This window comes from Kitasatospora sp. NPDC091335 (assembly GCF_044757205.1).
Lineage (GTDB): Bacteria > Actinomycetota > Actinomycetes > Streptomycetales > Streptomycetaceae > Kitasatospora.
The window spans coordinates 319,923-346,149 of the sequence record NZ_JBIVUM010000001.1; the positions used below are offsets into that span (position 1 = coordinate 319,923).

Annotated in this window: 26 protein-coding genes and 1 pseudogene; 17 read left to right on the forward strand and 10 right to left on the reverse strand. The window is 74.2% G+C overall.

The window, feature by feature from the left end:
- Window positions 1–47 precede the first annotated feature (47 nt).
- The 5 genes from ACIQOW_RS01430 to ACIQOW_RS01450 all read left to right on the forward strand — a co-directional run bounded on the left by ACIQOW_RS01430 (window position 48) and on the right by ACIQOW_RS01450 (window position 5,857).
- Complete coding sequence (locus ACIQOW_RS01430) at window positions 48–1,250, forward strand: sensor histidine kinase (protein WP_401078391.1); 1,203 nt, start codon at window positions 48–50, stop codon at window positions 1,248–1,250.
- The gene (locus ACIQOW_RS01435; protein WP_188295108.1) at window positions 1,247–1,924 is read left to right on the forward strand and encodes a response regulator transcription factor; all 678 of its coding nucleotides are present in this window, start codon (window positions 1,247–1,249) and stop codon (window positions 1,922–1,924) included. The genes ACIQOW_RS01430 and ACIQOW_RS01435 overlap by 4 nt, the downstream gene beginning before the upstream one ends.
- A 269-nt stretch (window positions 1,925–2,193) precedes the next feature.
- Window positions 2,194–2,493 carry an SHOCT domain-containing protein gene (locus ACIQOW_RS01440; protein WP_401078395.1) on the forward strand — a complete coding sequence of 100 codons (300 nt, stop codon included), beginning with the start codon at window positions 2,194–2,196 and terminating at the stop codon, window positions 2,491–2,493.
- Window positions 2,490–3,245: an ABC transporter ATP-binding protein gene (locus ACIQOW_RS01445; protein WP_401078397.1), complete on the forward strand. Its 756-nt coding sequence runs from the start codon at window positions 2,490–2,492 to the stop codon at window positions 3,243–3,245. The genes ACIQOW_RS01440 and ACIQOW_RS01445 overlap by 4 nt, the downstream gene beginning before the upstream one ends.
- A 32-nt stretch (window positions 3,246–3,277) precedes the next feature.
- Window positions 3,278–5,857, forward strand: coding sequence for an FtsX-like permease family protein (locus tag ACIQOW_RS01450; RefSeq protein ID WP_401078400.1), 2,580 nt, complete (start codon window positions 3,278–3,280; stop codon window positions 5,855–5,857).
- Window positions 5,858–6,025: 168 nt separating this feature from the next.
- Here ACIQOW_RS01450 and ACIQOW_RS01455 read toward each other — a convergent pair whose 3' ends face one another.
- From ACIQOW_RS01455 to ACIQOW_RS01470, 4 genes are all read right to left on the reverse strand, one after another.
- On the reverse strand, window positions 6,026–7,441 hold the full coding sequence (locus ACIQOW_RS01455) for an MFS transporter (RefSeq protein ID WP_401078402.1): 1,416 nt from the start codon (window positions 7,439–7,441) through the stop codon (window positions 6,026–6,028).
- A gap of 185 nt (window positions 7,442–7,626) precedes the next feature.
- Window positions 7,627–8,511, reverse strand: coding sequence for a metallophosphoesterase family protein (locus tag ACIQOW_RS01460; protein WP_401078405.1), 885 nt, complete (start codon window positions 8,509–8,511; stop codon window positions 7,627–7,629).
- 172 nt (window positions 8,512–8,683) lie between these two features.
- Complete coding sequence (locus ACIQOW_RS01465; RefSeq protein WP_401078408.1) at window positions 8,684–9,022, reverse strand: DUF4190 domain-containing protein; 339 nt, start codon at window positions 9,020–9,022, stop codon at window positions 8,684–8,686.
- A gap of 56 nt (window positions 9,023–9,078) precedes the next feature.
- On the reverse strand, window positions 9,079–9,234 hold the full coding sequence (locus ACIQOW_RS01470) for a hypothetical protein (protein WP_401078411.1): 156 nt from the start codon (window positions 9,232–9,234) through the stop codon (window positions 9,079–9,081).
- A 151-nt stretch (window positions 9,235–9,385) separates the two neighbouring features.
- Here ACIQOW_RS01470 and ACIQOW_RS01475 point away from each other — a divergent pair, with 151 nt between their 5' ends.
- The 6 genes from ACIQOW_RS01475 (at window position 9,386) to ACIQOW_RS01500 (ending at window position 16,368) form a co-directional block, all read left to right on the forward strand.
- The gene (locus ACIQOW_RS01475) at window positions 9,386–10,015 is read left to right on the forward strand and encodes a TetR family transcriptional regulator (RefSeq protein ID WP_401078413.1); all 630 of its coding nucleotides are present in this window, start codon (window positions 9,386–9,388) and stop codon (window positions 10,013–10,015) included.
- A 269-nt stretch (window positions 10,016–10,284) separates the two neighbouring features.
- Window positions 10,285–11,139, forward strand: a complete 855-nt coding sequence (locus ACIQOW_RS01480; protein WP_188300349.1) for a serine protease — start codon at window positions 10,285–10,287, stop codon at window positions 11,137–11,139.
- A gap of 284 nt (window positions 11,140–11,423) precedes the next feature.
- Window positions 11,424–12,965: a S28 family serine protease gene (locus ACIQOW_RS01485; protein ID WP_401078417.1), complete on the forward strand. Its 1,542-nt coding sequence runs from the start codon at window positions 11,424–11,426 to the stop codon at window positions 12,963–12,965.
- A gap of 250 nt (window positions 12,966–13,215) precedes the next feature.
- The gene (locus tag ACIQOW_RS01490) at window positions 13,216–13,857 is read left to right on the forward strand and encodes a TetR/AcrR family transcriptional regulator (RefSeq protein ID WP_401078420.1); all 642 of its coding nucleotides are present in this window, start codon (window positions 13,216–13,218) and stop codon (window positions 13,855–13,857) included.
- Entirely contained in the window at window positions 13,841–15,475 is a 1,635-nt protein-coding gene (locus ACIQOW_RS01495; RefSeq protein WP_401078423.1) for an acyl-CoA dehydrogenase family protein, read from the forward strand. The genes ACIQOW_RS01490 and ACIQOW_RS01495 overlap by 17 nt, the downstream gene beginning before the upstream one ends.
- Window positions 15,472–16,368, forward strand: a complete 897-nt coding sequence (locus ACIQOW_RS01500) for an amidohydrolase family protein (RefSeq protein ID WP_401078426.1) — start codon at window positions 15,472–15,474, stop codon at window positions 16,366–16,368. Before ACIQOW_RS01495 ends, ACIQOW_RS01500 begins: the two co-directional genes overlap by 4 nt.
- Window positions 16,369–16,443: 75 nt before the next feature.
- On the opposite strand, the gene ACIQOW_RS01505 is transcribed toward ACIQOW_RS01500, so the two are convergent.
- Complete coding sequence (locus ACIQOW_RS01505) at window positions 16,444–17,247, reverse strand: inositol monophosphatase family protein (protein WP_401078428.1); 804 nt, start codon at window positions 17,245–17,247, stop codon at window positions 16,444–16,446.
- A gap of 114 nt (window positions 17,248–17,361) precedes the next feature.
- Here ACIQOW_RS01505 and ACIQOW_RS01510 point away from each other — a divergent pair, with 114 nt between their 5' ends.
- On the forward strand, window positions 17,362–18,417 hold the full coding sequence (locus tag ACIQOW_RS01510; RefSeq protein ID WP_401078430.1) for an Lrp/AsnC family transcriptional regulator: 1,056 nt from the start codon (window positions 17,362–17,364) through the stop codon (window positions 18,415–18,417).
- 136 nt (window positions 18,418–18,553) lie between these two features.
- Window positions 18,554–18,994 carry a hypothetical protein gene (locus ACIQOW_RS01515; protein ID WP_401078433.1) on the forward strand — a complete coding sequence of 147 codons (441 nt, stop codon included), beginning with the start codon at window positions 18,554–18,556 and terminating at the stop codon, window positions 18,992–18,994.
- 12 nt (window positions 18,995–19,006) lie between these two features.
- On the opposite strand, the gene ACIQOW_RS01520 is transcribed toward ACIQOW_RS01515, so the two are convergent.
- The 3 genes from ACIQOW_RS01520 to ACIQOW_RS01530 all read right to left on the reverse strand — a co-directional run bounded on the left by ACIQOW_RS01520 (window position 19,007) and on the right by ACIQOW_RS01530 (window position 21,264).
- Window positions 19,007–19,846, reverse strand: coding sequence for a helix-turn-helix domain-containing protein (locus ACIQOW_RS01520; RefSeq protein ID WP_401078436.1), 840 nt, complete (start codon window positions 19,844–19,846; stop codon window positions 19,007–19,009).
- A gap of 84 nt (window positions 19,847–19,930) precedes the next feature.
- Window positions 19,931–20,413 (reverse strand): hypothetical protein, encoded by a 483-nt coding sequence (locus ACIQOW_RS01525; RefSeq protein ID WP_401078439.1) that lies wholly within the window; start codon window positions 20,411–20,413, stop codon window positions 19,931–19,933.
- 143 nt (window positions 20,414–20,556) lie between these two features.
- Entirely contained in the window at window positions 20,557–21,264 is a 708-nt protein-coding gene (locus ACIQOW_RS01530) for a 4'-phosphopantetheinyl transferase family protein (protein WP_401078442.1), read from the reverse strand.
- Between the two features lie 239 nt (window positions 21,265–21,503).
- Here ACIQOW_RS01530 and ACIQOW_RS01535 point away from each other — a divergent pair.
- The 3 genes and pseudogenes from ACIQOW_RS01535 to ACIQOW_RS01545 form a co-directional block, all read left to right on the forward strand.
- Window positions 21,504–22,577 (forward strand): annotated as a pseudogene (locus ACIQOW_RS01535) (choice-of-anchor A family protein); the annotation flags it as partial.
- A gap of 116 nt (window positions 22,578–22,693) precedes the next feature.
- Window positions 22,694–22,879, forward strand: a complete 186-nt coding sequence (locus tag ACIQOW_RS01540; RefSeq protein ID WP_401079762.1) for a pentapeptide repeat-containing protein — start codon at window positions 22,694–22,696, stop codon at window positions 22,877–22,879.
- A gap of 1 nt (window position 22,880) precedes the next feature.
- Entirely contained in the window at window positions 22,881–22,997 is a 117-nt protein-coding gene (locus ACIQOW_RS01545) for an LPXTG cell wall anchor domain-containing protein (protein ID WP_223244812.1), read from the forward strand.
- Window positions 22,998–23,100: 103 nt separating this feature from the next.
- On the opposite strand, the gene ACIQOW_RS01550 is transcribed toward ACIQOW_RS01545, so the two are convergent.
- Window positions 23,101–23,754 (reverse strand): TetR/AcrR family transcriptional regulator, encoded by a 654-nt coding sequence (locus ACIQOW_RS01550; RefSeq protein WP_401078445.1) that lies wholly within the window; start codon window positions 23,752–23,754, stop codon window positions 23,101–23,103.
- 76 nt (window positions 23,755–23,830) lie between these two features.
- Here ACIQOW_RS01550 and ACIQOW_RS01555 point away from each other — a divergent pair, with 76 nt between their 5' ends.
- Window positions 23,831–24,775, forward strand: a complete 945-nt coding sequence (locus ACIQOW_RS01555; protein ID WP_401078448.1) for a hypothetical protein — start codon at window positions 23,831–23,833, stop codon at window positions 24,773–24,775.
- 177 nt (window positions 24,776–24,952) lie between these two features.
- On the opposite strand, the gene kynU is transcribed toward ACIQOW_RS01555, so the two are convergent.
- The gene (kynU, locus tag ACIQOW_RS01560; RefSeq protein ID WP_401078450.1) at window positions 24,953–26,179 is read right to left on the reverse strand and encodes a kynureninase; all 1,227 of its coding nucleotides are present in this window, start codon (window positions 26,177–26,179) and stop codon (window positions 24,953–24,955) included.
- Between the last annotated feature and the right edge of the window lie 48 nt (window positions 26,180–26,227).

The following is a 26,227-nucleotide window of genomic DNA, read 5'->3' on the forward strand; positions in this document are numbered from 1 at the left end:
CGCGGGAGGGCGGGCCGCGGGTCTAGCTTGTGGGCATGATGCCGCCCATGTCCCCGCCGACCGAGCCGCCAGCGCCGTGGCATCCGCCGTGGGTGCGCGCGGCCAAGGCGGGGTACCCGCTGGGGCTGGCCGCGGCGGCCGCGGTGGTCCAGGTGGTCGGTTCGACCTTCGCCGCGCACAACCAGCACGGGCGGGCCCCGCTGGACGCCGTCGGCTACCTCCTGCTGCTGCTCGGACCGGCCCTGCTGGTGCTGCGGGTCCGCCGGCCGGTCGCGGTGGTGGCCGGCACCTCGGCGGTCACCGCCGGGTACCTGGCCGCCGGGTACCCGTACGGGCCGGCCTTCCTGAGCTGGCTGATCGCCTGCTGCGTGGCGATCGGCACCGGGCACCGCCGGGCGGCCTGGGCCGGGGTGGCCGGGGTCTACCTGGTGCACCTGCTGGTCACCTTCGTGCTGCCTGCGGGCTGGCAGCGCGCGGCGCCGCCGTCCGGCAGCATCTGGCCGGGGGAACTCGTGCTGTCGGCCTGGCTGCTGCTGGTGATGGCGGGGGGCGAGCTGGTCCGGTTCAGACACGAGCGGATCGCCGCCCACCGGGCCTACCGGCAGCAGCTGGAGGAACGCCGGGCCAACGAGGAACGGCTCAAGATGGCCCGGGAGTTGCACGACATCCTGGCGCACAGCCTGTCGCTGATCAACGTCCAGGCGGGGGCCGCGCTCGCGCTGTTCGACCGGCGGCCCGAGGAGGCCCGCAGCGCGCTGGTCACCATCAAGTCGACCAGCAAGGAGGCGCTCGGCGAGGTCCGCCAGGTGCTCGCGACGCTGCGCGGGCCCGGAGAGGCGCCGCGCGGGCCGGCCCCCGGGCTGGACCGGCTGGACGAACTCACCGAGCAGGCGGACCGGGTGGGCCTGGACACCGAGGTGTACGAGCGCGGCGAGCGGCGCGCCCTGTCCGCCACCGTCGACCTCACCGCCTTCCGGATCGTCCAGGAGGCGCTCACCAACGTCGTCCGGCACTCGGCGGCCCGGGAGGCGGTCGTGGTGCTGGACTGGACGGACCCGGCCGTGCTGGTGGTCCGGGTGGAGGACCCGGGGCCCGCGGTGCCCGGTGACGCGGGCGGTTCCGGCAGCGGGCTGGTCGGGATGCGGGAACGCGCGGCGGCCTCCGGTGGCACCATCACCGCGGGGCCGCTGCCGGACGGCAGCTTCCGGGTCCGGGCGGAGCTGCCGACACCGAAGGTGGAGAGCGATTGATTCGGGTACTGCTGGCGGATGACCAACTGCTGGTCCGGGCGGGCTTCCGGGCCCTGCTGGACCTCCAGGACGACCTCACGGTGGTCGGCGAGGCGGACGACGGCGAGGCCGCGCTGCGGCTCGCCCGTGAACTCGTGCCGGACGTCGTGCTGATGGACATCCGGATGCCGCGGATGGACGGGCTGGAGGCGACCAGGAGGATCGCCGAGGACCCGGCGCTGTCCTCCGTGCGGGTGGTCGTGCTGACCACCTTCGAACTGGACGAGTACGTCTTCGAGGCGCTGCGCTCGGGAGCGGCGGGCTTCCTGGTCAAGGACACCGAGCCGGCCGACCTGCTGCGGGCGATCCGGGTCGCCGTCGCGGGTGACGCGCTGCTCTCGCCGGGGGTCACCAGACGGCTGATCGGCGAGTTCGCCGCCCGGTCCAAGGGGCCGGAGGCCGTGCCGGAGGGGCTCTCGGACATCTCGATGCTGACCGAGCGGGAGCGCGAGGTGCTGGCGCTGGTCGGGATGGGGCTGTCCAACGAGGAGATCGCCCGGCGTCTGGTGGTCAGCCCGCTGACGGCGAAGACGCACGTCAGCCGGGCGATGCTGAAGCTCGGGGCCCGGGACCGGGCGCAACTGGTGGTGCTGGCCTACGAGTCGGGGCTGGTGCGGCCGGGCTGGCTGGGCTGAGCCGCCCCTCCGCGGTGGGGCCGGTTCTGTGCGGCGGGTCCGGCGTGCGGCCGGTTCGGAGGCGTGCGGCCGGGCACGAGTGGTGGCCGGCCCGGATCGGCGCCGAGCTACTCCAGGACCGGCGTGTCGCCGGAGGTCCGTACTCTCCCGGGAGTACCCCGACTGCCGCTGCTGGTAGGACGCGCGATGAGGCCCCTCGGCGGGAGGCTCTGGACATCTCGGGAACCCCCCGAGGTCCTGGAATCCCTCCACCGAGGAGTTGAACCACCATGTACACGCAGTTGGCCGACTGGCACGGCCCCGGCCCGTGGATCCTGCTGGTCCCACTGGTCTGGATCGCCGTGGTGGTCCTGGTGATCACGGTGCTGCGCCGCACGGTCTGGCGGCGGCACGGCTGCGGGTTCGGCGCCGGTTACGGAGCCGGTGCCGGAGCCGTGACGGAGCACCCGTTGGCCGTCCTGGGCCGCCGCTACGCCGAGGGCGACATCGACGCCGAGGAGTACCGCGCCAAGCGGGCCGTGCTCAGTGAGTCGCCGAGGGGCGACGCCAAGGGCGGTGGCGCCAGGTGACCACCCTGGACGTCGTACGGGACGCGGCCGCCCGGGTCGCCGACGCCGTGAAGATCCACGGCGTCGGCGGCACCGAGGTCCGGGCGCTGGACCACGTGACGGTGGAGTTCCCGGCCGGGCGGTTCACCGCGATCATGGGCCCGTCCGGATCGGGCAAGTCCACCCTGATGCACTGCGCGGCCGGGCTGGACACGCTCACCGCGGGCAGTGCCTGGATCGGTGACACCGAGCTGGGCCGGCTCGACGACCGGCGGCTCACGCTGCTGCGCCGGGAGCGGATCGGCTTCGTGTTCCAGGCCTTCAATCTGGTGCCCACGCTCACCGTCCTGGAGAACATCACCCTTCCGCTCGACCTGGCCGGGGCGGCCCCCGACGAAGCCTGGCTGGCGGCGCTGATCGAGGTCGTCGGCCTCGGTGACCGGCTCCGGCACCGTCCGAGCGAGCTCTCCGGAGGTCAGCAGCAGCGGGTCGCGGTGGCCCGGGCACTGGCCGGGCGGCCCCAGGTGGTCTTCGCCGACGAGCCGACCGGCAACCTCGACTCCCGCAGCGGCGGCGAGGTGCTCGGCCTGCTGCGCCGGGCGGTGGACGAGACGGGCCAGGCCGTGGTCATGGTCACCCATGACCCGACGGCGGCCGGCTGGGCCGACGAGGTGCTCTTCCTCGCCGACGGACGGCTGGTGGACCGGATGCGACAGCCCACCTCCGCCCAGGTGCTGGACCGGATGAAGGCCTTCGAACGGGGGCGGTCATGAGTGCGGGGAGGGCCGGGCGCGGCACGAGGGCCATGCGCGTGAACACGGTTCCCCTCCGGCTCAGCCTGCGCTCGCTGAGCGCCCACCGGCGACGGCTGGCCGGCACCCTGCTGTCCGTCCTGCTCGGGGTGAGTTTCCTGACCGGCACGATGGTGCTCGGCGACACCCTGCGGGCCAACTTCGACACCCTCTTCGCCGACGCCAACGCCGGCACCGACGCCGTGGTCCGCAGCGCCGACGTGCTGGACTCGGCCGGCACGGTCGGCGGGGTGCGGGCACCGGTGGCGGCGGCGCTCGCCGACCGCCTGCGCACGGTGCCGGGGGTGGCGGCCGCCGAGCCTTCCGTCCAGGGCGCGGGCCAGCTCATCGGCGCCGACGGCAAGCCGATCGGCGGTCAGGGCCCGCCCACCCTGGCGGGCAACTGGCTGACCGACGGCCGGCTCAACCCGTACCGGCTGGCCGAGGGCCGGGCGCCGGCCGCCCCGGGCGAGGTCGTGGTGAACCGGGGCGCGGCCGAGGCGGGCGGGCTGCACCTCGGTTCGACCACCGTGCTGCGCACGCCCGATCCGGTGCCGGTCACCGTCGTCGGCATCGCCACCTTCGGGGCGAGCGCGGACGGCATGGGGCCGAGCACCTTCACCGCGATGACCTTCGCGGACGCCGAGCGGTACCTCACGCCCAAGGGGGAGGGGCAGGCCGGTTCGATCCAGGTCCGCGCGGTGGACGGGGTCTCCCAGCGCGAGCTGGTCGACCGGATCACCCCGCAGCTGCCCGCCGGCGTCCAGGCGATCACCGGCGCGGCGGCCACCCAGGAGTCCACCCAGCTGGTGTCCGGGCGGTTCCTGACCATGTTCACCACGCTGCTGCTGGTCTTCGCCGGGATCGCGCTGCTGGTGGCGACGTTCACCATCCACAACACCTTCGCCATCGTGGTCGCCCAGCGGACCAGGGAGAACGCGCTGCTGCGGGCGCTCGGCGCGGGGCGCGGCCAGGTGCTCGGGGCGACGCTGGCGGAGGCGCTGGCGGTCGGCCTGCTGGCTTCGCTGGGCGGGCTGCTGGGCGGCATCGGGGTGGCCGCCGGGCTCAAGTCGCTGTTCTCGGCGCTCGGTTTCGCCCTGCCGACCGGCGGCATGGTGATCAGCACGGCCGCCGTCCTGCTGCCGCTGCTGGTCGGCACGCTGGTCGCGGTCGGCTCCGCGTTGCTTCCGGCCGTCCGGGCCGGGCGGACTGCCCCGCTGGCGGCCCTGCGGGAGACCGGTGTCGACCGGGCGGCGCAGGGGCGCTCGGGCACCGTCCGGGTGGTGCTCGGCGGGCTGCTGTCGGCCGGGGGCGTGTCGGTGGCGGTGCTCGGCGCCACCGACGGCCCGTCCGTGCTGCTGACGGCGGGCGGGGCGCTGGCGGTGTCGGCCGGCACGGTGGTGCTCGGCCCGGTCGCCGCGGCCCTCGCGGTGCGCGCCCTGGGCGCGCCGCTGCCCAGGCTGCGCGGGGTCTCCGGGGTGCTGGCCCGGCGCAACGCGGCCCGCAACCCGCGCCGGACGGCGGCCACCGCGAGCGCGCTGATGATCGGGGTCGCGGTGGTCACGCTGTTCACCGTCTTCGGCGCCTCGATCAAGGCCACCCTGGACGACACGGTGGACAAGTCCTTCGCGGGCGATCTCGCCGTCACCACGGCCTCGTTCGGGGCCGGTGGCAGCGGGATCAGCCCCGCGGTGGCGGACACCCTGGCCGTCCTGCCCGAGGTGCGGCAGACGGTCGGGCTCGGCCGGGGCGTGGCCCGGATCGACGGGCACGGCAGGACGCTGGACGTCACCGACCCGGCCCGGCTGGCCGGGATCGTCGACCTCGGCCGGGTCGACGGCTCGCTGGCCGCCCTCGGTACGGACGGGCTGGCGGTCTCCCGCAGCGAGGCGGGGCAGCGCGGCTGGCGGCTCGGGCAGTCCGTCACGGTGGCCTTCACCGACGGCGCGAGCGGCCCGTTCACCGTCCGCGCGCTGTACGAGGGCGGCGGACTGGCCGGTGACTACCTGATGACCCGGCAGGCCTGGGCCCCGCACCGGGGGCAGGACGCCGACACCATGGTCGCGGTCGGGCTGCGCGACGGCGTCCCGGTGGCGACGGGCAGGGCGGCGGTGGAACGGGCGCTGGTCCGGTACGGCAGTCCGCAGGTGCAGGACCGCGCCGAGTACGCGAAGAGCGCGGCCTCCGGCGTCGACACGATGCTGTCGGTGGTCTACGCGCTGCTGGCACTGGCGGTGCTGATCGCGCTGCTGGGGATAGCCAACACCCTGACGCTGGCGGTGCACGAGCGGACCAGGGAGCTGGGGCTGCTGCGGGCGGTCGGCCAGACGAGGGCTCAGTTGCGCGGCATGGTGCGCTGGGAGTCGGTGCTGGTGGCGGCCTTCGGGACGGTCGGCGGGCTGGGGCTCGGCGCCTTCCTCGGCTGGGCGCTGGTACGGGCCTCGGACAGTGCGGGGACGGGATCGTTCGCGATGCCGCCGGGGCAGTTGGCCGTGGTCCTGGCGGCCGGGCTGCTGGCGGGCGCGGTGGCCGGACTCCGCCCGGCGGGCCGGGCGGCGCGGCTGGACGTCCTGCGGGCGATCGCGGCGGAGTAGTGGAGTAAGTGGAGTAGCGGACTGGCAAAGCGGCGGAGTGGTGGATTGACGGAGCGGGCGACCGGAACGAGCGGTCGGGCCTTCGCGGAGTTGCTCCTGGGAGAAGGAGAGAGGAGAGAAGCACGCATGGGACAGCCGAAGGGTGCAGCCGTCCGGTGGCGGCGGGTCCTACCGGGCTTCGACGGGGGGCCGCGGGCTGACGGAGCCCCGGGCGCGCACGGCGAGCAGGGCGATCAGCAGGGTCGGTGCGAGCAGCAGTCCGAAGGCGGCGCCGTAGCCGACGAGTTCGGACGCGCCGAGCCCCAGGACGGTGTTGAGCACGGCGGAGAACAGCGCCATGACGGTGATCTGGCCGAGGTTCTGGTTGGTCTGCATCGCGCTGCTCGCGTAGCCCTGGCGTCCGGCCGGGCTGTGCGAGAGCGACAGCACGGTGAGGCACGGGTCCAACAGGCCCATGCCGACGGCCGCGAGGGGCATGGCCGCCGCGGCGGCGAGCGCCGGCACCCCGCGCAGGGCCCCGGCCGCGGCGAGCACGACCGACGCCGCCATGATCCCCGCGCCGACGGAGACCAGCCGGTGCCGGGGCACGTCCTGGAGCAGTCGCCCCTGGACCCAGGAGGCGCCCGCCCACACCACGGCGGAGAGCGTGAACGCCACGCCGACCACCACGGCGGCGGTGTGCCGCTCGGTGATCAGCATCAGCGGCAGGAAGGCCTCGACGGTGAAGTACGTGCCGGAGGCCAGACCGCGCAGCAGCACCGTGGCCGGCAGGCCACGGGCGGCCCGCCAGGTGCCCACGGGCAGCAGCCGCGGCGCGAGGAGCACCAGCAGGACCAACCCGGCGGCCACGAACAGCAGATGGCGGATGTCCCAGCCCGAGACGCCGTACTGCCCGAGCGCCGCGCCGAGGCTGAGCGCCGCCGCGACCAGCAGCGGCGGGCGCGACGGGTGGTCGCCCGACGGCGCGGGCGCCTCCGCCGGGGAGCGGCCGCGCAGCACGACCACCAGCGCGAGCGCCGGCAGCAGGGACAGCGCGGCCAGGCCGTAGAACACCACCCGCCAGGACCACCACTCGGACACCAGTCCGGCCAGCGGGGGGCCCACCAGGGACGGGATGATCCAGCTCGTGCTCATCAGGGCCAGCATCCGGGGGCGCAGGTGCTCCGGATACGCCTGGCCGATGGCGGTGTTGACGGACACCGCGACCATGCCGGCCGCGAGCCCGTCCACGAACCGGCCCGCGGCGAGCTGCCCTATGGAGGTGCTGGTGGCGGAGACCAGCAGGGTGACCACCGACAGCACCATGCCGGCCGCCAGTGGCCGGCGGGCCCCGGAGCGGTCGGCCCAGTGGCCGCCCAGCACTCCGCCCAGCAGGCTGGCCGCCACGAAGCAACCGGCCACCACCGGGAACAGGGAGACCCCGTCCAGGGCCCGGGCCGCCGTCGGCAGGGTGGGGACCACCGCCAGGGCGGCGAACCCGGTCAGGAACATCACCGCGGTGAAGGTGGTCGTGGCGGCCGCGTACTTCCGGGAGAACATCCCGTCCTCGGAGTCCGCGGGCCGTTCCAGGGTCTGCTCGGGCATTGCTTCCCAACTGTGGAAGACCGGTGCTGCGGAAGACCGGTGATCGCGTCATGGGTGTCACAGCCGAGCCGAGCCGAGCCGGACCGAGCCTGCCTGGGCCACGGTGCGAGGGCGTGCGGGCACTCGGCCGCCCTTCGGTTCGGCGTCCGTCCGGCGCCGGTTCCGGCGGGCGGTGCACCCGGAGGTCAGCCCGTCGCCTGCGGGAAGACCTCCCGCAGCAGCGGGTCCGGCAGCCCGCGCTTGCGCCACTCGCGCGGGTAGCCGAGCGAGACCTCGGTGAACGGGACGCCGTCGTAGGCGGTCCGGCGCGGGATGTGGAGGTGGCCGTAGATCATCGCCGCGGTGTTGAACCGGGTGTGCCAGTCGGCGGTCAGCTCGGTCCCGCACCACTGGGCGAACTCGGGGTACCAGAGGATCTCGGTGGGCTGCCGGACCAGGGGGTAGTGGTTGACCAGGACGAGCGGGACGTCCGGCTCGCAGGACGCCAGCCGCTTCTCGGTCAGCCGGACGCGCTCGCGGCACCAGGAGTCGCGGTCGGGGAACGGGTCCGGGTGCAGCATCCGCTCGTCCGCGCAGACGATGCCGCTCTCGTAGGCGGCCGCCAGGGAGGCCTCCTTGGTGGTCGTGCCCGGCGCGCGGAAGGAGTAGTCGTAGAGGAGGAAGAGCGGGGCGATGCGGACCGGTCCGCCGGAGCCCTCCCAGAGCGGGTACGGGTCCTCCGGGGTCACCACGCCGAGCCGGCGGCAGCGCTCCACCAGGTGCTCGTAGCGGGCCACCCCGCGCAGCTGCACCGGGTCCTCGGGGTGGGTCCACAGCTCGTGGTTGCCGGGCACCCACACCACGCGGGCGAAGCGCTCGGCGAGCAGGCCGAGGGCCCACTCGATGCTGGTGGTGAGTTCGGCGACGTCGCCGGCGACGAGCAGCCAGTCACCGGGGTGGGAGGGCTGGAGCTTCTCCACCAGGTCGCGGTTCTCCTGGTAGGAGATGTGCAGATCGCTCACGGCGAGCAGCCGTCCGCCCGTCGGGGCGGTCCGTTCCGGCTGTGCGTCGCTGCGGTTCTCCGTCGTCACTCCTGCCCCCTGAGGTCGCCCGGCCGATGGGGCCCACCCTACGTGGCGGGGCCAGGGTGTGGGGAGGGTTGGCGGGATCAGTCGTTCGAGCCGTCGGCGCGGCGGCCAGGGGCTCCGGGCGGAAGCGGGTGCGACGTCAGGAACCGGGCTCGGCAGGAGAGTTGGACCAGACTCAGGAACGGAGGTCGATGAGCACCCCGTGCGAGGTGGCGGTGGTGACGGCGAGGATCGCCAGTGAGGCGATGCCGAGGGCCAGGCCGAGGACGGCGCGGCCGCGTCGGCTGGTGCCGCGGAGCAGGGCCAGGGTGGCCAGGGTGATGGCGATCGGTCCGAGGACGATGTTGAACAGCAGCAGGCCGGGGAGGCCGAGGAGGAAGGAGGCGACGGCGAGGCCGTCGGCCTCGGCGATGTCCTGACGGTCGGCGCCCCGGCGGTCGGTGCTCTGACGGTCGGCGCCCCGGCGGTCGGTGCTCCGGTGGCTGATGGCCTGACGGGCGGTGACGGTGCTCATGGTGGTGCGGGTCCTCTCTGTGGAGTGGCCGCGGGTGCGGTCCGGGCAGTGGCAAGTCAGCGGTGCCGGAGGTGGGCGATGCCTTCGCGGGCGCCGAAGGCGAGCAGCCAGGCGGTGATGCCGGCGGAGGCGGCGAGGAAGACCGGGAACGAGGTGTGGGCGGCGGTGCCGATCAGGACGCCCATGGCGACCAGGGCGGAGAACAGGATCACGGCTTGCTCCTTCGGCTGTGGGCTGGAACCGCGGGCTGGAACCGCGACTGAGGCTGAGGCTGCGCCGATTTCGGTTGACAAGTGTTCACTGACTTCGACTCACCTTACGCTCGGCTGGCCAAGTTCGGCAAACAACTGTTTACTGAATGGCGTGAGTCACACCGTTGGGGTCAGACAGGCCCAGAAGCAGCAGAGCCGGCGGGCGCTGCTGGACGCCGGGCTGCACCTGTTGGCCGATCAGAACCTGGCGAGCCTGGGTGTCCGCGAGGTCACCCGCGAGGCCGGGCTCTCCCCGGCCGCCTTCTACCGGCACTTCCCGGACCTCGCCGCCCTCGGTGTGGCACTGGTCGAGGAGTCGCTGGCCAGCCTGCACGTCATGATCAGCTCGGTGCTCGCCGAGGCCGGCGACGCCGAGGAGCTGATCGACCGCGCGGTGGAGGTGATCGAGCGGCACGTCCGTGAACACCGTGCGCACGTCCGCTTCCTGGCCCGCGAACGGCACGGCGGGGTCCGGCAGGTGCGTGAGGCGATCGCCGCCGAACTCGGGCGCTTCGCCGCCGAGGTGGGAACGGTGCTGGAGCCGCAGCCGGGATCGCGGGGGTGGAGCGAGCAGGACCTGCGGATGCTCGCCGAGCTGTACGTCGACCACATGGTCTCCACGGCCGCCGCCTTCCTGGAGGCACTGGAGACCGACCCGGGCCGCGAGCGGCGGATCGCCGCCACCGCGCGCCTCCAGCTGCGGCTGATCAGCCTGGGCCGGGCGCACTGGCAGGGGAGCTGACGCGTCGGGGGCCTGACCGCATCGGCGCCTGGCTGCACAGGCGGGCTGACCGCATCGGAGGGCTGACCGCATCGGAGGGCTGACCGCATCGGAGGGGGTCCGGCGCCCCCGGTGCGAGGGGCGGTCGGTCCTCGGTGCCGCCGGCGGCGGTAACTGGCCAATGCGTCCTGGACGGTTTCTTGGTGATGCTTTGACTCTTGACAGTGGGTCATGTCCGCGACAGCTTTGGTGGACCCCCACCCGTGGACCCCCACACCGAGAGGTCTCTCATGAAGAAGCCGCTCATAGGCACGGCCGCAACGCTCCTGGTCACCGGGGCTACCGCCCTGGTCGGAGCCATTCCGGCCCAGGCCGCAGCCCCCGCCGCCGAGTCCGCTGCCAAGCCCGTCGCCGCCGTCACCTTCGCCGGGACGGTAGCGCTCAGCAACTGTTCCGGCTCGCTGGTGCGGATGCCCGGTTCGGCCGCGAGCGACCCGGCCCTCATCCTCTCCAACGGCCACTGCCTGGAGACCGGCATGCCGGGCCCGGGCGAGGTGGTCCTCAACCAGGCCTCCAGCCGGACCTTCACGCTGCTCAACTCCACCGGCGGCGGCGTCGCCACGCTGCGCGCGACCAAGGTGGTCTACGGCGCGATGACCGACACCGACGTGTCGATCTACCAGCTGAACACCAGCTACGCCTCGATCCAGTCCCGGTACGGGATAGCCCCGTTGACCGTCGCCGCCACCCACCCGGTCCAGGGCAGCTCGATCCGGGTCGTCTCCGGCTACTGGAAGAAGATCTACTCCTGCTCGGCCGACGGCTTCGCCTACCGGCTGAAGGAAGGCGACTGGACCTTCAAGGACTCGCTCCGCTACACCTCGACCTGCAACGTGATCGGCGGGACCTCCGGCTCGCCGGTGGTCGACGCCTCGACCAACCAGGTGGTCGCGGTCAACAACACGATCAACGAGAACGGCGAGCGCTGCACCCTGAACAACCCCTGCGAGGTCGACCAGAGCGGCAACGTGACGGTCCGCCGGGGCATCGGCTACGCCCAGGAGACCTACGGGATCCCGGCCTGCTTCGCCGCCGGCAACCGCTTCGACCTCACCCTCCCCGGCTGCACCCTGCCCCGCCCGTAGCCGGACGGCCGCAGGCCGGGACCGCAGGCCGGACCGTCGACCCGGAGCACCCGACCGGACCGTCGACCCGGAGCACCCGACCGGACCGCAGGCCCGGAGCACCCGGCCGGCAGCCACCCCAGAGCGAGCAGGGCGACCCCGCTGACCAGCACTTTTCTCCCGATGGGCCATCCGCGAACCGCGGGTGGCCCATTCGGCCGTCCATCGGACGGCCGCCGAACCACCCGCGCCGCCCGGTCGCACCGACCGGCGGCAGCCATATCCCGTGAAGAGATGGAGAGTCGATGACCACCACCGTGAGAAGGCTGCTGGCTTCCACACTGCTGATACCGCTGCTCACGCTCGGCGGCCTGGTGAGCCCGGCCGCAGCCGACCAGGGAGCCCAGGGCGCTCAGGGTGCTCAGGGCGCGCAAGGGGACCAGGGCGCGCAGGGGGACCAGGGCAGCGGGTCCCGCCACGGCCGGAGCCCCGCCGACGACCCGAACGCCGACATCAAGGACCGCCTGGCGGCGATCCCCGGCGTGACGATCACCGAGGAGAAGCCGACCACCACCGGTCACCGCTACTTCGTCGCCACCTACACCCAGCCGGTCGACCACAACCGCCCCTGGCTGGGCACCTTCCAGCAGCGCTTCACCCTGCTGCACCGCGGCTACGACCACCCGACCGTCTTCTACACCAGCGGCTACAACGTGGGCACCAACCCGTCCCGCACCGAGCCGACCCGGCTGGTGGACGGCAACCAGGTGTCCATCGAGTACCGGTTCTTCACCCCCTCCCGCCCGGCCCCGGCGGACTGGTCCAAGGCCGGCATCCGCCAGGGTGCCGCGGACTCGCACCGGCTGGTGACCGCGCTCAAGCGGATCTACCAGCAGGAGTGGCTGTCCACCGGTGCCAGCAAGGGCGGCATGTCCTCCACCTACTACCGCCGCTTCTACCCGGACGACGTGGCCGGCACGATCGCCTACGTCGCGCCGAACAACACGGACGTCAACGACTACGCGGCCTACAGCGAGTTCTTCCGCACCGTCGGCACCCCCGAGTGCCGGGCCCGGCTGAACGCGGCCCAGCGTGAGCTGCTGGTGCGCCGCGACCGGCTGGAGGCCCGCTACGTCGCCGACAACCAGGCGGCCGGCTCCACCTTCAACACCCTCGGCACCCCGGACCGCGCGTACGAGGCCGGCGTGCTGGACGTCATCTGGGGGTTCTGGCAGTACAGCCTGGCGTCCGACTGCGCCAAGGTCCCGGTGGCCGCCACCGCGACCGACGACGAGCTGTACGCCTGGTTCGACGCGCAGGCCGGCATCACCGGCAACAGTGACCAGTCGCTGGCGAAGTACACCGCGTACTACTACCAGGCCGCCACCGAGCTGGGCGCGCCGTTCTTCGACGTCTCGCACCTGAACGGTGTGCTGCACTACGACTACAAGGAGACCTACTCGGTCCGCAGCTTCGTGCCGAAGGAGATCCCGACCACCTTCAACCGCAACGCGATGCCCGACATCGACCGCTGGGTGAAGCGCGAGGGCGAGCGGATCATGTACGTCTACGGCGGCAACGACCCGTGGGGCGCCAAGCCGTTCCACCTCGGCCGGGGCAGCGAGGACAGCTACGTCTACACGGTGCCCGGGGGCAACCACGGCTCCAACATCGGGCAGCTGCCCGCCGCGCAGTCGGCGGAGGCCACCGCCAAGGTGCAGGAGTGGGCCGGTCTGGGCCAGCCGGACGCCGCCCGCTCGCTCGCCGCGTCGCCGCGGTCGATCCCGGAGTTCGGCCCGCTGGACGTCGAGGGCCGCCGGCTGGAGCAGGAGCGCCGTCCGCTGTAGCAGCCGCTCCGCACCGCGAGCACCGCAGACACCGCGAGGGCCACAGACACCACAGGCACCACAGGCACCACAGGCACCACAGGCACCACAGGCACCACAGGCACCACAGGCACCACAGGCACCACAGGCACCACGAGCAGGCCGAGGAGGCCGCCCCGCGTTCCGGGGCGGCCTCCTCACGCGTTCCGCACGGCAGGACCGGCCGCCGCCACCCCTCCCCGAAGCAGTGAATCAGTGCTTCAATGCTTCCATGGCCTACCGACGCACCCCCGCCGTACAAGCCCGCCTCGACGCCCAGAGCGAAGCGGTGCTCCAGGCGGCGGTCGGCCTGCTCGCCGAGCGCGGCTACGGCGGCTGCACGATGGCCGCCGTGGCGGACCGCGCCGGGATCGCCACCGGCAGCCTCTACCAGCACTTCGCCAACAAGGCCGAGCTGTCGGTGCAGCTGTTCCGCCGGGTGGTCACCGGTGAGATCGAGGCGGTCAACGCCGCCGTCGCCCTCCGGGACACCCCGCGGCAGCGGATCGCCGCCGTGGTCGAGACCTTCGCCGCCCGCGCCCTGCGCGCGCCCCGGCTGGCGTACGCGCTGCTGGTCGAGCCGGCCGACACGGTCGTGGACGGCGAGCGCCTGGTCTTCCGGCGGGCGTTCCGGGACGTGATCGCCACCGAGATCGCCGCGGCCGTGGCGAGCGGCGAACTGCCGGGCCAGGACCCGGTGCTGACCGCGGCCGCCCTGGTCGGCGCGGTCGGCGAGGCGCTGGCGGGGCCGCTCGCCGCCCTACCCGAAAGCCTTGGGGTCACCGACCCCCGGGAGGCCACCGTCGAGGTGGTCCCCGCCCTGGTCTCCTTCACCCTGCGTGCCCTGGGAGGACGCGATGACAGCGACGCATGAGGTCACCAACCAGGTGCCCCTGCCGTACGGACACGACACCGCCGCCGACCCCACCCTGCTCGACGCCCTGCGGCGGGCCGACGCCGGCTGGGCCGAGCCCGAGCTGCGCGAGCTGGGCCGGCTGGCCGGCTCCGAGCAGGCCGCCGAGTGGGGGCGGCTGGCCAACGAGAACCCGCCGGTGCTGCGCACCCACGACCGCTTCGGCCACCGGATCGACGAGGTCGAGTTCCACCCGTCCTGGCACGAGCTGATGCGCACCGCCGTCTCGTACGGCCTGCACGCCGCGCCCTGGCGCGACGAACGGCCCGGCGCCCACTCCGCCCGCGCCGCCGGGTTCTTCGTCTGGGGCCAGGTCGAGGCCGGCCACACCTGCCCGGTCTCGATGACCTACGCCGCCGTCCCCGCGCTGCGCGCCGACCCCGCCCTGGCCGTCGAGCTGGAGCCGCTGCTGGCCGCGCGCGAGTACGACTACGGGCTGCGCGAGCCGGGCACCAAGCGCGGGCTGATCGCCGGCATGTCGATGACCGAGAAGCAGGGCGGCTCGGACGTCCGCACCAACACCACCACCGCGACCCCGCAGCCGGACGGCACCTACCGGCTCACCGGCCACAAGTGGTTCACCTCGGCGCCGATGTCCGACCTCTTCCTGACGCTCGCCCAGGCCCCCGGCGGTCTCAGCTGCTTCGTGCTGCCGCGCGTCCTGCCGGACGGCGAGCGCAACCGCCTGCACCTGATGCGGCTCAAGGACAAGCTCGGCAACAAGTCCAACGCCTCCGCCGAGCTGGAGTACGACGGCGCGGTCGGCCGGCTGGTCGGCGAGGAGGGCCGGGGCGTCCCGACCATCATCGAGATGGTCAACATGACCCGCCTGGACTGCACCGTCGGCGCCGCCTCCGGCATGCGGTACGGCGCCACCCGCGCGGTCCACCACGCCCTGCACCGGCGGGCGTTCGGCAAGGCGCTGGTCGACCAGCCGCTGATGCGCAACGTGCTCGCCGACCTGGTGGTGGAGTCCGAGGCCGCCACGATCGTGGCCATGAGGCTCGCCCGGGCCACCGACCTGACCCTGGCCGGGGACGGGAACGAGGCGCTGGTACGGCGGCTGGGCCTGGCGGTGGCCAAGTACTGGGTGTGCAAGCGCGGTCCCGCGCACTCCGCCGAGGCGTTGGAGTGCCTGGGCGGCAACGGTTACGTGGAGGAGTCGGGGATGCCCCGGCTCTACCGAGAGGCGCCGCTGGTGTCGATCTGGGAGGGCTCGGGCAACGTCGCCGCGTTGGACGCGCTGCGCGCGATGGCCAGGAGCCCGGAGAGTGTCGAGGCCTTCTTCGGCGAACTCGACGCCGCGGCGGGCGCGGACCGCCGGCTGGACGCGGCCGTCGCCGCGCTGCGCAAGGAACTGGCCGACCAGGGCGACCTGGAGTACCGCACCCGCCGGCTGGTCGAGTCGATGGCGCTGGCCTTCCAGGGCTCACTGCTGGTCCGGTACGGCAGCCCGGCGGTGGCCGACGCGTTCTGCGCGAGCAGGCTGGGCGCCGACCGCGGCGCTGCCTTCGGCACCCTGCCGGCCGGCGCCGACACCGCGGCGATCATCGACCGGGCCCGCCCGGTGACCGCATGAGCGGTCAGGAGGAGGACGGCGTAAGGAAGTTCTGGCAGGACCTCGGCCTGCCGGGGCTGATCGACGTGCACACCCACTTCATGCCGAAGAACGTCCTCGACAAGGTGTGGGCCTACTTCGACGCGGCCGGCCCGCTGGTGAACCGCCCCTGGCCGATCACCTACCGCGAGGCCGAGGAGCAGCGCGTCCGGCGGCTGCGGGACTTCGGCGTCCTGGCGTTCACGTCCATGCTCTACCCGCACAAGCCCGGCATGGCCGGCTGGCTGAACGGCTGGGCCGCCGACTTCGCCGCCCGCACCCCGGAGTGCCTGCACACCGGGACCTTCTTCCCCGAGCCCGAGGCGCCCGACTATGTGGCCCGCGCGATCGAGGACGGCGCCCGGGTGTTCAAGGCGCACCTCCAGGTCGGCGGTTACGACCCGGCGGACCCGCTGCTGGACGAGGTCTGGGGGCTGCTCGCCGACACCGGCACCCCGGTGGTCGCCCACTGCGGGTCGGGGCCGGTGCCGGGCAAGTTCACCGGCTCCGGCCCGATCGGCGCGGTGCTGGAGCGGCACCCGGGCCTGGTCCTGGTGGTCGCCCACCTCGGGATGCCCGAGTACCGCGACTTCCTCGACCTGGCCGAGCGCCACCCGGCCGTCCGGCTGGACACCACCATCGCGTTCACCGACTTCGCGGAGGCCGACACCCCGTTCCCGCGCGAGGAACTGCCGCGCCTGCGCGGGCTCGGGGACCGCGTCCTGCTCGGCAGCGACTTCCCCAACATCCCCTACCGGTACGTCCACCAGCTGGAGGCGCTGGCCGGGCTGGGGCTGGGGGAGGAGTGGCTGCGGGCGGTGTGCCACGACAACGCGGCCGCCCTCTTCGGACTGCCCGCCGGGGCGGCCGGCTGACCAGGGCGGCCGTCGTCGGCCGTCGGCCCCCGGGCTGCGAGCCGACCGCCGACCGCCGTCAGCCGCCGGCCACGGTCAGCCGACCGTCCGCAGCACCTCCAGCGCCCGGCCGTGCAGCCCGGGCGCGGCGGCGAGGAAGCCGTCGGAACCGGCCGTCCAGGCCGATCCGGCGGCGTCCGTCACCGCCGCGCCCGCCTCGCTCGCGATCAGCGCGCCGGGGAGCAGGTTGCCCGCGTCCGGGCCGTACTCCCAGAACAGCGCCAGGTGCCCGGAGCCGACCTGGGCCACCTGGAGCGCGGTCGGGCCGAGGTTGCGCACGGCCAGGACGGCGCCCGCCATCGCGGACAGCGACTCGCCGGCCCGGCGCAGTGCCACCGGGTCGGCGGCCACCCGCGGCGGCTGGCTGGTGGCGGCGACCGTGGCCGCCAACTCCCGCTCCAGCGGCGCGATCGGCCGCCCGTCCAGCTCGGCCCCGCCGCCGAGCACCGCCCGGTAGGTGCGGCCGTCCTGCTCCGGGGCGTGCACCACGGCCAGCACCGCGGCGCCGTCCCGCACCAGCGTCGCGGTCACCGCCCAGTGCGGCTGCCCCAGCAGGTACTGCACCGCGCCGTCGGTCGCGTCGCACAGCCACCACTCGCCCTCGGCGGGCACCGGGCCTTCCAGGTCCTCCGGTGCCCAGCCGGCCCGCGGGCGCAGCGCGGTCAGCCGCTCCCGCAGCAGCGCGGCCGCCGGGCCGTCCAGTTCGGCGAAGCGGGCCGCCGCCTCCTCGACCGTCCGGGCCGCGACCGGGTCGGCGGACCGGCGTGCCGCCAGCCCCGCCCCGACCTCGCGCACCGCGGCCGTCACGCCTTCCGCCAGCGTCCACAGCTCGTTCGTCACGGTGGTCCCTCCTCGCTCGGGGCCGGGTCCGCGCCGGCCGGCCGGGACAAGGAGTACCGTCAGGGCTGCCGAACAGGACGCTCCAGCCGCCGGAAGTGACGGAGATCGGACACCGTGGACCTCTCGACCGCCGATCCGGACGCCGTACTGGACACCCTCGACCGCCGCCTGGTCTGCGCCCTCCAGCTGGACGGACGGGCCGAGCCGGGCCGGATCGCCGAGGTGCTGGGCGTCTCCGCCCGGACGGTCACCCGCCGGCTGGCCCGGATGCGGCAGGCCGGGGTGCTGCGGGTGGTCCGGCTGCCCGATGTCGAGGACGCCGCCGTGGGCGCGCTGCTGCTGCGGGTCCGGGTGCTGAGCGGCCGGGTGGACGCCGTCGCGCAGGCCCTCGCGGACCGTCCCGACGTCCCGTTCGTCGACGTGATGCTCGGCGGCCACGAGGTCGGTGCCGTGATGCTCACCGACGCCGCCTCCAGGGACCGGTTGCTGTACGGGCAGTTGCCCGCGACCGGCGCCGTCACCGAGACCACCACCCACGCCGTGCTGCACGCCTTCGCCGACGCCGGGCAGTGGCGGGCCGGGTACCTGACGGAGCAGGAGGCCGCCGCGCTCGCCGGGCTCGCAGCCCCGCGTCCCTCCGCCCCGGGCCCCTCCGCCCCGCGGCAATCCCTCTCGCGGCCCGCCGCCGCCCCGCGCCCCGCCGGGCAGCCGCCGCTGGACGGCCTGGACCGTGCGCTGCTGGAGCGGCTGGGCGAGGACGCCCGGCAGTCCCACGCCGCCCTGGCCGCGGCCGTCGGCGCGCCCGAGTCCACCGTGCGCCGCCGGCTGCACCGGCTCGACGGAGCCGGGCTGCTGCGCACCCACGCCACCGTGGATCCGCGGCTGCTGGGCATGGCGGTGGACGCCAACCTCTGGCTGGACCTGCCGCCCGGCCGGCTCGCCGAGGTCGGCACGGCGCTGGCCCGTCACCCGCAGGTGCACGGGGTGTTCGCCACCAGCGGCCCGACCAACCTGCTGGCCACGGTGTTCTGCGCGGACCACACCGAGCTGTACCGCTTCCTCACCGACACCCTCGGCCCGCTCGGCGCCGCCAGGGCCGAGACCACCATCACCGCCCGCGCGGTGAAGCGCGCGGGCGTCCTGCTCCGGCAGCCGCCCCGGCGGCCGTAGCGGGTCGGCCGGGATCCGGGGCGCGGGCCCTTACCCGCGGGGTAATCGACGCCCGCCGCCCCACCGGGCAGGGTGGAGGCACCCGGTGAGGCCGTCGAGGCCCCGGGCTCCCACCCCCGACAGGAGGCGATCCGTCATGTCCGCCCACGCGAACACCCTCACGCCTGCCCGGCCCGGGTCCGTCCTCTCACCGTGGACGGTGCGCGGCGCCCTCGCCCTGGACGCCCTGGTCACCGGCGGCAACGGCCTGGCCTACCTGGCCTTCTCCGGCCCGCTCGGCGAGCTGCTCGGCGCCGGCCGCGCCACCCTGGTCGACGTCGGGCTCCTCCTCCTTGGCTACGCGCTCGCGGTCGGCGCGCTGGCCGTCCGCCGGCGGCCCCCGGTGGCCGGGGTGCGGGCCGTGATCGACGTCAACCTGGCCTGGGTGGTGCTCAGCCTGGTCGCGATGGGGCTGTGGCTGGAGCCGACCACCGCCGGGTTCGTCTGGATCCCGGCGCAGGCCGCGGCGGTGGCCCTGTTCGCCGGCCTCCAGTTCACCGCCCTGCGGCGGGAGGGCCGGGAGCGGGGCACGCCGTAGGGTCGACGCACCCTAGCGTTCGGGACCGACCACGGACTGCAGGAACCGCACCGTCTCCGCGTCGGCCGGCAGGAAGGCCTCCAGGGCCAGCTCGGAGACGGTGACGTCCAGCGGCGTGTTGAAGGTCGCGATGGTGGAGAGGAAGGAGAGCACCCGCCCCTCGTGCCGGATCCGCATCGGCAGCGCGAACGGGAAGCCGTCCGCGGCCGGCGGGTCCCCGTCCGGCCCGTCCGCCGGGTCCCCGGCGGGCTCGGGGTAGCCGCGGACCTCCTCGTACAGTCGCCGCAGCGGCTCGGCGCGGACCAGCTCCAGCTGCTGCTCCATCCGCTCCAGCAGGTGCCGCCGCCACTGCCGCAGGTTGACGATGCGCGGCGCCAGCCCGTCCGGGTGCAGGGTGACCCGGATCGCGTTGAACGGCGGCTCCAGCAGGTGCGGGGCGACGCCGTCCACGAGGAGCCCGAGCGCGCGGTTGGCCGCCAGCACCCGGAAGGACCCGTCGACCACGACCGCCGGGTACGGGTCGTGGGCGGCCAGCAGCCGCTCCAGCCCGCCGCGCAGCGCGGCCATCGACGGGTCGTCCAGCGGCGTCTCGGGGTAGTGCGGGGCGTAACCGGCCGCCAGCAGCAGGGTGTTGCGCTCGCGTACCGGGACGTCCAGCTGCTCGGCCAAGCGCAGCACCAGCTCCCGGCTCGGGCGGGAGCGGCCGTTCTCGACGAAGCTGAGGTGGCGGGCCGAGGAGTCCGCCCGCAGTGCCAGTTGCAGCTGGCTGAGCTGCCGTCGTTCCCGCCAGCCGCGCAGCAGCGGGCCGACGCCGGTTCCCGTCGGGCTGCCCATGCCCGCCATGATCGTCATGGCCCAGGACGGTACTCGAACGGGACGGGTCGGCGGGAGGGGGCGCGGGCGGTGGGAGGGGCGCGGGAGGGGAGGACCGGGGGATCAGACCCCGGTGCTCGACCCTGGGCGGATGACCATGAGCACCACGACCACGGCCCACAGCAGGTTGAACACCCCGGCGGTCATCGGCAGCAGCTTCAGGCCGCCGACGGCCTTGGTGTGCCGTTCGTCCGACGGGTCGAGTCCGAGCGCGTCCACGGCGGCCTGCTGGCCGGGCAGGACGAAGAGCAGCAGGGAGAGCGCGGCGAGCGCGGTCAGGACCATCGAGACGATGATCCAGGACTGCCCGAGCACGTCCATCACCTGGGCCAGGCCGATGCCCAGCAGCGGCACCGCGACCCCGAGCAGTGCGTAGACCTGGGTGATCCGGTGCAGCACGCGCAGCACCCCGGCGTCCGAGGCCTGGTCGGGACCGCCGGCCAGGGCGGCCTTCGCCCGGCGGGGGAACATGCTGACGGCCACCGCGACCGGGCCTATGAACAGGACCGACACGAGGACGTGCAGGCTCAGCAGGAACTTGGCCATGGCGGGGCACCCTCTGGATCCGGTGGGCAGCTGGGGAGTCGGCGGGCACGCGTGTCGGCGTGCCCACGACCAGGCACGCTAACACCGCTTATCCGGCGGACCACCGCGCGGGTGGGCCGCCGGAGCCCGCTCCTCCCAGGTGCTCAGCCCGCCGTCGTGAGCTCCACGACCCGGGGCGGGGCGGTGCTGACGGCCGCGACGGCGGCGGAGTGCTCCGGGGCGGTCCAGTCGAGCAGGTGCAGGTCCTCGTAGCGGCTGCGCAGCGGGGCGCCCGGCGGGACGGTCAGCGGCAGGGCGGAGAGGTCGACCCTGCGGAGGGTCTCCAGGGAGGCCCGCCCGATCTTGATCAGTGACTCCTTGCGCACCCACAGCCGCAGGAACGCCCGCTCCGGCTCCGGGTCGGCCTCGACCAGGGCGAGCTCGGCGGGGGCGAGCACCCGGCGGGCGACCGCGCGCAGCGAGCCGCTCCTGGCGGACAGCTCGACGTCCACCCCGACCGGCTGGAACCCGGCGCCGGCCGCGACCACGCCCTGGGTGTGCGACAGGCTGACGTGCACTCCGGGGTGGTCCGGCAGGTACGGCTTGCCGTGGTCGGCGAGCCCGCAGTCGGGGCACCGCTGGGCGAGCACCAGGCCGGCCACGGGAACGCCGAGCAGCCGGGCGGCGCAGAGCCGGACCAGCAGGTGCCCGGCGGTGAACTCGGTCCGCCCGGACTCGTGCCGGAAGCGCGCGGCGCGCTCCCGCTCCAGGGCGGTCAGCAGGTGCTCGCCCACCTCGGGGTGGCGCAGTACGGCGTCGACGGACGTGACGGCGACGAGCGGCGCGCTCTGGTCCTGGGCCTCGGTGGTCATGTCTCCAACCTAGGGCCTGGGTCGTGGCCCGCGAACCCCTGTCCGACCCGTTCGGCCGTGCCCGCCTGGCAATCGACTGCTCCGTTCGAATGAATTTCGGATTCGATCTGAGGCTCTGTAGGGTGCGAATAGTCCGTTTTGGGGTTGGATATCCCAGATCTGTGGGGTCGCCAGCAGATATCACGGAACGTGACAGGTCGTCCAGACCTGCACTCATTCTCATGCGCGGAGGATTGTCGATGGGTCAGGCCACCGGTTCGCCGGATCACAGAACGACCACCGTGAGAACGCCCGCCACCCGCGGACGCCGGGCCGTCAGGGTCGCCGTGGCGACGGCCCTCACGGCGCTGCCGCTGGCCGCGGTGCTGACGGTCGGTTCGGCCGCTCCGCTGGCCCCGCCGCTGGGCGCCTGCTCGGGGCCGGACTGCCCCGCCACCTGGCCGCCGCCGAACAACGGCGACTTCCCCGGCCGCGATGCCAGCATCAACGTCTTCACCGGTGGCAACTACACCGTGAACGGCCGCGCCGCCGAGGCCGAGGGCAAGATCGTCGCCCTGGGGAACCTGACCGTCGACAAGAACGGCGGCGGCATCTACAACATGGGCGTCGTCGGCGTCGGCTCGCGCGTGGTGCCGCCGAACGGCAGCGACTTCGTGACCACCGGCGGCAACGTCGACGTCGTGGCCGGCAACAGCATCCTGATCGGCGGCAGCGACTCGACCGGCCCGGCCTTCGGCAACCTGCGCCACGCGGGCACCGTCACCGGCACCGTGAACATCGACCCGACCGGGGAGTCGATCCAGGACCCGAACGCCGCCGCGCCCTACCAGACGGTGCTGACCCAGATCGAGGAGATCTCCGACTGCGTCGGCCGGGCCACCGCGACCGGCACCGTCGCCGTCACCGCCAGCGAGGCCACCTTCACCGGCGACGGGACCAGCGCGAAGCAGGTCTTCAACGTCACCCAGAACCTCGCCTCGCCGACCGGCGGGCAGATCGGCCTGGTCTTCAACAACATCCCGGCCGGCGCCACCGTCGTGGTGAACATGCTCGGGGACAGCCCGGTCATCAACACCTACACCGGCACCGGCCTGGCCGGGGACCAGACCACCGAGATGCGCTCGAAGCTGATGTACAACTTCCCGACCGCGACCTCGGCGCAGATCCTCGGCAGCGCCCAGTTCCAGGGCTCGGTCATGGCCGGCAACCCGGGCGGCACCACGACGATCGCCCAGCCGGGCATGAACGGCCGGGTGTACCTCGCGGGCAACCTGATCCACACCGGCACCGGCGGGTACGAGATCCACAGCTACCCGTTCGACGGTGACCTGCCGGACTGCGCCGTGACGCCCAGCCCGTCGCCGACCTCGCCGACGCCGTCCCCGACGCCGACGTCGCCGAGCCCGACCTCGACCTCGCCGGCGCCGACATCTCCCGCTCCGACCTCTCCCACGCCGACCTCGCCGGCTCCGACGTCTCCCGCCCCGACGTCCCCGGCGCCGACCTCTCCCGCGCCGACCTCGCCGTCGGCCGGCGCGACGACATCGAGCGCCGGTCCGGCCCCGACCAGCCACCACCCGACCAAGGAGCCGACCAGCCACCACCCCGGCGGTGAGCTGCCCTCCACCGGCGCGGGCAACACACCGGTGATCTTCGGCCTGGCGGGCGTGGGCCTGCTCGGCCTCGGCGGTCTGGCCGTGCTGGCCGCCCGTCGCCGCGGTCGCCACAGCTGACGGTCCGTACGGGCCGGAGGGCCGCGGACGCGATGAGCTGACCAGCCGAACAGCGGCGCAGGCCGCCCGAGTCGATCCGACCGGGCGGCCTGCGCCGTTTCCGTCACCGGCCTCCGCGCCCAGGCGCCCGGTCTTCGGCCGGGTAGCGGGCGAGGCCGGAGGCGAGCAGGCCGAAGGCCCGGTCCACCGCCGCCTCGGCCCGGGCCCGTACGGCCTCGGTGGGCTCCCCGGCCACCACGGCCCGGCGGACCTCGCCGAGCACGGCCCGGTGGGCCCCCGCGACGGCGCCGGCCACGATCCGGGGGAGCGGGTCCTCCGGGGCGGCCCCCGACTCCTCGGCCAGGGCGGCCGCCAGCGAGGCCTCGGCCCGCTCGCCGAGCTCCAGCAGCCGCGCCCGCAGTGCGGCGCTGCCCTCGACGATCCGCCAGAACGCCGTCATCCCCGGGTTCAGCCCGACCGTCGGCTCCCCGCTCGCGAAGGCCGCCAGCAGGTCGGCCCGGACGGCGTCCACGGCGGAACCGCCCGCGGGGCGGTGCCGGACCACCTCGGCCAGGTGGGCGACCACCTCCTCCTGCCGGTCGAAGAACAGGTCCTCCTTGGTCGGGAAGTAGTTGAAGACCGTGTTCGGCGAGACCCCGGCGGCCCTGGCGACCTCGACCACCGTGACCCGGTCGAACCCGCGCTCGGCGAACAGGCCCATGGCGGTGTCGGAGAGCAGCTCCCGGGTCTGCTGCTTCTTGAGTTCGCGAAGTCCCATGGCCGGATCCTACCCATGGAGCATGGTGTGACTCCAAATTTGCGGTGACACCAAAAATATCGGCTACCGTGACGGCATGACCTTCACCTTCGGCATCTACCCCGGCGGACCGGTCGGTGACGACACCGGCGTCATCGCTCCGGTCCGCCCCGACGACCCCGCCAGGATCACCGCCGCCCTGCGCGAACTCCAGGGCGGCGCCACCGAGTTCCTGGTCCGTGCCTACCGCTCGTACCCGGGCGGCGAGCACGCCCCCGAGCGGCCCGGGCAGTACGCGGCCGAGGGGCGCAGGCTCGACCTGGTGCTCCAGTACCGGGAGCGCGGCGGGAAGACGGCGGGCTGGCTGGACTTCGTCCGGCGGACGGTCAGGGCCGAGGGGCACCGGCTCGCCCTGCTCCAGATCTGCGAGGAGCCCAACCTCGACCTCCCGCCCGTGGACGGCAGCATCCCGAACGTCCGCCGGGCGCTGGTCGAGGGTGTGGTCGCGGCCAAGGAGGAGGCCCTGGCCCACGGGTTCGACGACCTGGCCGTCGGCTTCAACGCGGTGCCCTCCTTCGACCCCGCGGACACCTTCTGGGCCGAACTCGGCCGGCTGGCCGACGAGCGCTTCCACCGCGCCCTGGACTACGTCGGCCTGGACTTCTTCCCGGACGTCTTCCGTCCCGTCCCGCCCGGGCAACTCGCCGACGCGGTAAGGGCGGTGGTCACCGGATTCCGCCGCGACCCGCTGCCCCTGGCCGGGATCGGGCCCGGCGTTCCGCTGCGGATCTGCGAGAACGGCTGGCCCACCGGCCCCGGGCGGAGCGAGGCGCGGCAGGCCGAGGTGGTGGCGGAGGTGGTCCGGACGGTCGCCGGGCTCGCCGCCGAGCTCAACGTCACCGGCTACGCCTTCTTCGCCCTGCGGGACGCGGACAGCGCGGGCGCGGGGCTGTTCCCCCACGTCGGCCTGCTACGCGACGACTACACGCCCAAGCCGGCCTTCGAGGTCTACCGCCGGCTGGTCGAGGAGCTGACGAACTGACCTGCCGCACGGGCTGGTTCGACTCGAAGAACCGTTCCACCGTGCGGCCCTGGGCGGCGACGGCGTGCACCGGCTCGCCGATCACCCGGCCGGCCAGGGCGACGGCCGGCCCGCCGACGTCCCGGCGGAGCAGGGCGGTCGCGGCGGTCAGGGTGCGGGGTGCGTGCCCGTGGCCGGCTATGTCACCTCGCCCCGGCGGGAGAAGCGCTCCGCCCGCCACTCGCCGCTCTCCAGCACCTCGGCCAGCTGCCGGGCCGCGTCCCAGACCTCGGTGTACGACAGGTAGAGCGGGGTGAAGCCGAAGCGCATCAGGTCCGGCGCGCGGAAGTCGCCGATCACCCCGCGTTCGATCAGCGCCTGCACCACCGGGTAGCCGTCGGCGTGCCGCAGCGCGACCTGGCTGCCGCGCCGGGCGTGCTCGCGCGGGGTCACCACCTCGACCCCGTCCAGGCCCTCGGTCAGCGAGACGAACAGGTCGGTCAGCGCCAGGCTCTTGGCCCGTACCGCCGCCAGGTCGGCCCGCTCCCAGACGTCCAGCGAGGCGCCGAGGGCGGCCTGGCCGAGCAGCGAGGGCGAGCTGGTCAGGAACCGGCCGATGCCCGGCTTCGGGTCGTACCCGGGCTCGAAGGCGAACGGCCGGGCGTGGCCGAACCAGCCGCTCAGCGGCTGGAGCGGGCCGGCCGCCAGGTGCCGCTCGGCGACGTACAGGAAGGCCGGCGAGCCGGGGCCGCCGTTCAGGTACTTGTAGGTGCAGCCGATCGCGAAGTCCGCTCCGGCGGCGCCGAGTCCGACCGGCAGGGCGCCCACCGAGTGGCACACGTCCCAGATCATCAGCGCGCCCGCGGCCTGTACCCGGGCGGTGATCCCCGGCATGTCCAGCAGTTCGCCGGTGCGGTAGTCCACGTGCGAGAGGACGACCGCGGCGACGTCCCCGTCCAGGTGCCGGTCCAGCTCCTCGGGGCGGATCAGCACGCTGCGCGCGCCCTCGGCCAGGCCGGTCACGCCCTCGGCGATGTACAGGTCGGTCGGGAAGGCCTCGGCGTCGCCGAGCACCGTGCCGCGGCCGGGGCGCAGCCGCAGCGCGGCCGACAGCACCTTGAACAGGTTGACCGAGGTGGTGTCGCAGACGACCACCTCCGCCGGCGTGGCCCCGACCAGTGGCGCGATCCGCCGCCCCAGCCGGTACGGCTGCTCGAACCAGCCGGCGTCGTTCCAGCTGCGGATCAGCTCCCGGCCCCACTCCTCCTCGACCACCCGGCGCACCCGCTCGGGCGTGCGCGCCGGCAGCGCGCCCAGGGAGTTGCCGTCCAGGTAGATCACCCCGTCCGGCAGGGTGAACTCCTCGCGGAACTCCGCCAGCGGGTCCACGGCGTCCAGCGCCGCGCACTCCTCGCGCGTGGTCATGCCCGTCCCTCCCTCGTCCTCGGTGTGCACCGCTCGTCCCGTCCCGCT

Bases quoted from the DNA above. Each gene is read 5' to 3' on its own strand.
- ACIQOW_RS01430 (WP_401078391.1), top strand. From the start codon at position 48: ATGTCCCCGCCGACCGAGCCGCCAGCGCCGTGGCATCCGCCGTGGGTG.
- ACIQOW_RS01440 (WP_401078395.1), top strand. From the start codon at position 2,194: ATGTACACGCAGTTGGCCGACTGGCACGGCCCCGGCCCGTGGATCCTG.
- ACIQOW_RS01450 (WP_401078400.1), top strand. From the start codon at position 3,278: ATGCGCGTGAACACGGTTCCCCTCCGGCTCAGCCTGCGCTCGCTGAGC.
- ACIQOW_RS01455 (WP_401078402.1), bottom strand. From the start codon at position 7,441: ATGCCCGAGCAGACCCTGGAACGGCCCGCGGACTCCGAGGACGGGATG.
- ACIQOW_RS01465 (WP_401078408.1), bottom strand. From the start codon at position 9,022: ATGAGCACCGTCACCGCCCGTCAGGCCATCAGCCACCGGAGCACCGAC.
- ACIQOW_RS01480 (WP_188300349.1), top strand. From the start codon at position 10,285: ATGAAGAAGCCGCTCATAGGCACGGCCGCAACGCTCCTGGTCACCGGG.
- ACIQOW_RS01485 (WP_401078417.1), top strand. From the start codon at position 11,424: ATGACCACCACCGTGAGAAGGCTGCTGGCTTCCACACTGCTGATACCG.
- ACIQOW_RS01490 (WP_401078420.1), top strand. From the start codon at position 13,216: ATGGCCTACCGACGCACCCCCGCCGTACAAGCCCGCCTCGACGCCCAG.
- ACIQOW_RS01495 (WP_401078423.1), top strand. From the start codon at position 13,841: ATGACAGCGACGCATGAGGTCACCAACCAGGTGCCCCTGCCGTACGGA.
- ACIQOW_RS01500 (WP_401078426.1), top strand. From the start codon at position 15,472: ATGAGCGGTCAGGAGGAGGACGGCGTAAGGAAGTTCTGGCAGGACCTC.
- ACIQOW_RS01515 (WP_401078433.1), top strand. From the start codon at position 18,554: ATGTCCGCCCACGCGAACACCCTCACGCCTGCCCGGCCCGGGTCCGTC.
- ACIQOW_RS01520 (WP_401078436.1), bottom strand. From the start codon at position 19,846: ATGACGATCATGGCGGGCATGGGCAGCCCGACGGGAACCGGCGTCGGC.
- ACIQOW_RS01525 (WP_401078439.1), bottom strand. From the start codon at position 20,413: ATGGCCAAGTTCCTGCTGAGCCTGCACGTCCTCGTGTCGGTCCTGTTC.
- ACIQOW_RS01530 (WP_401078442.1), bottom strand. From the start codon at position 21,264: ATGACCACCGAGGCCCAGGACCAGAGCGCGCCGCTCGTCGCCGTCACG.
- ACIQOW_RS01550 (WP_401078445.1), bottom strand. From the start codon at position 23,754: ATGGGACTTCGCGAACTCAAGAAGCAGCAGACCCGGGAGCTGCTCTCC.
- ACIQOW_RS01555 (WP_401078448.1), top strand. From the start codon at position 23,831: ATGACCTTCACCTTCGGCATCTACCCCGGCGGACCGGTCGGTGACGAC.
- kynU (WP_401078450.1), bottom strand. From the start codon at position 26,179: ATGACCACGCGCGAGGAGTGCGCGGCGCTGGACGCCGTGGACCCGCTG.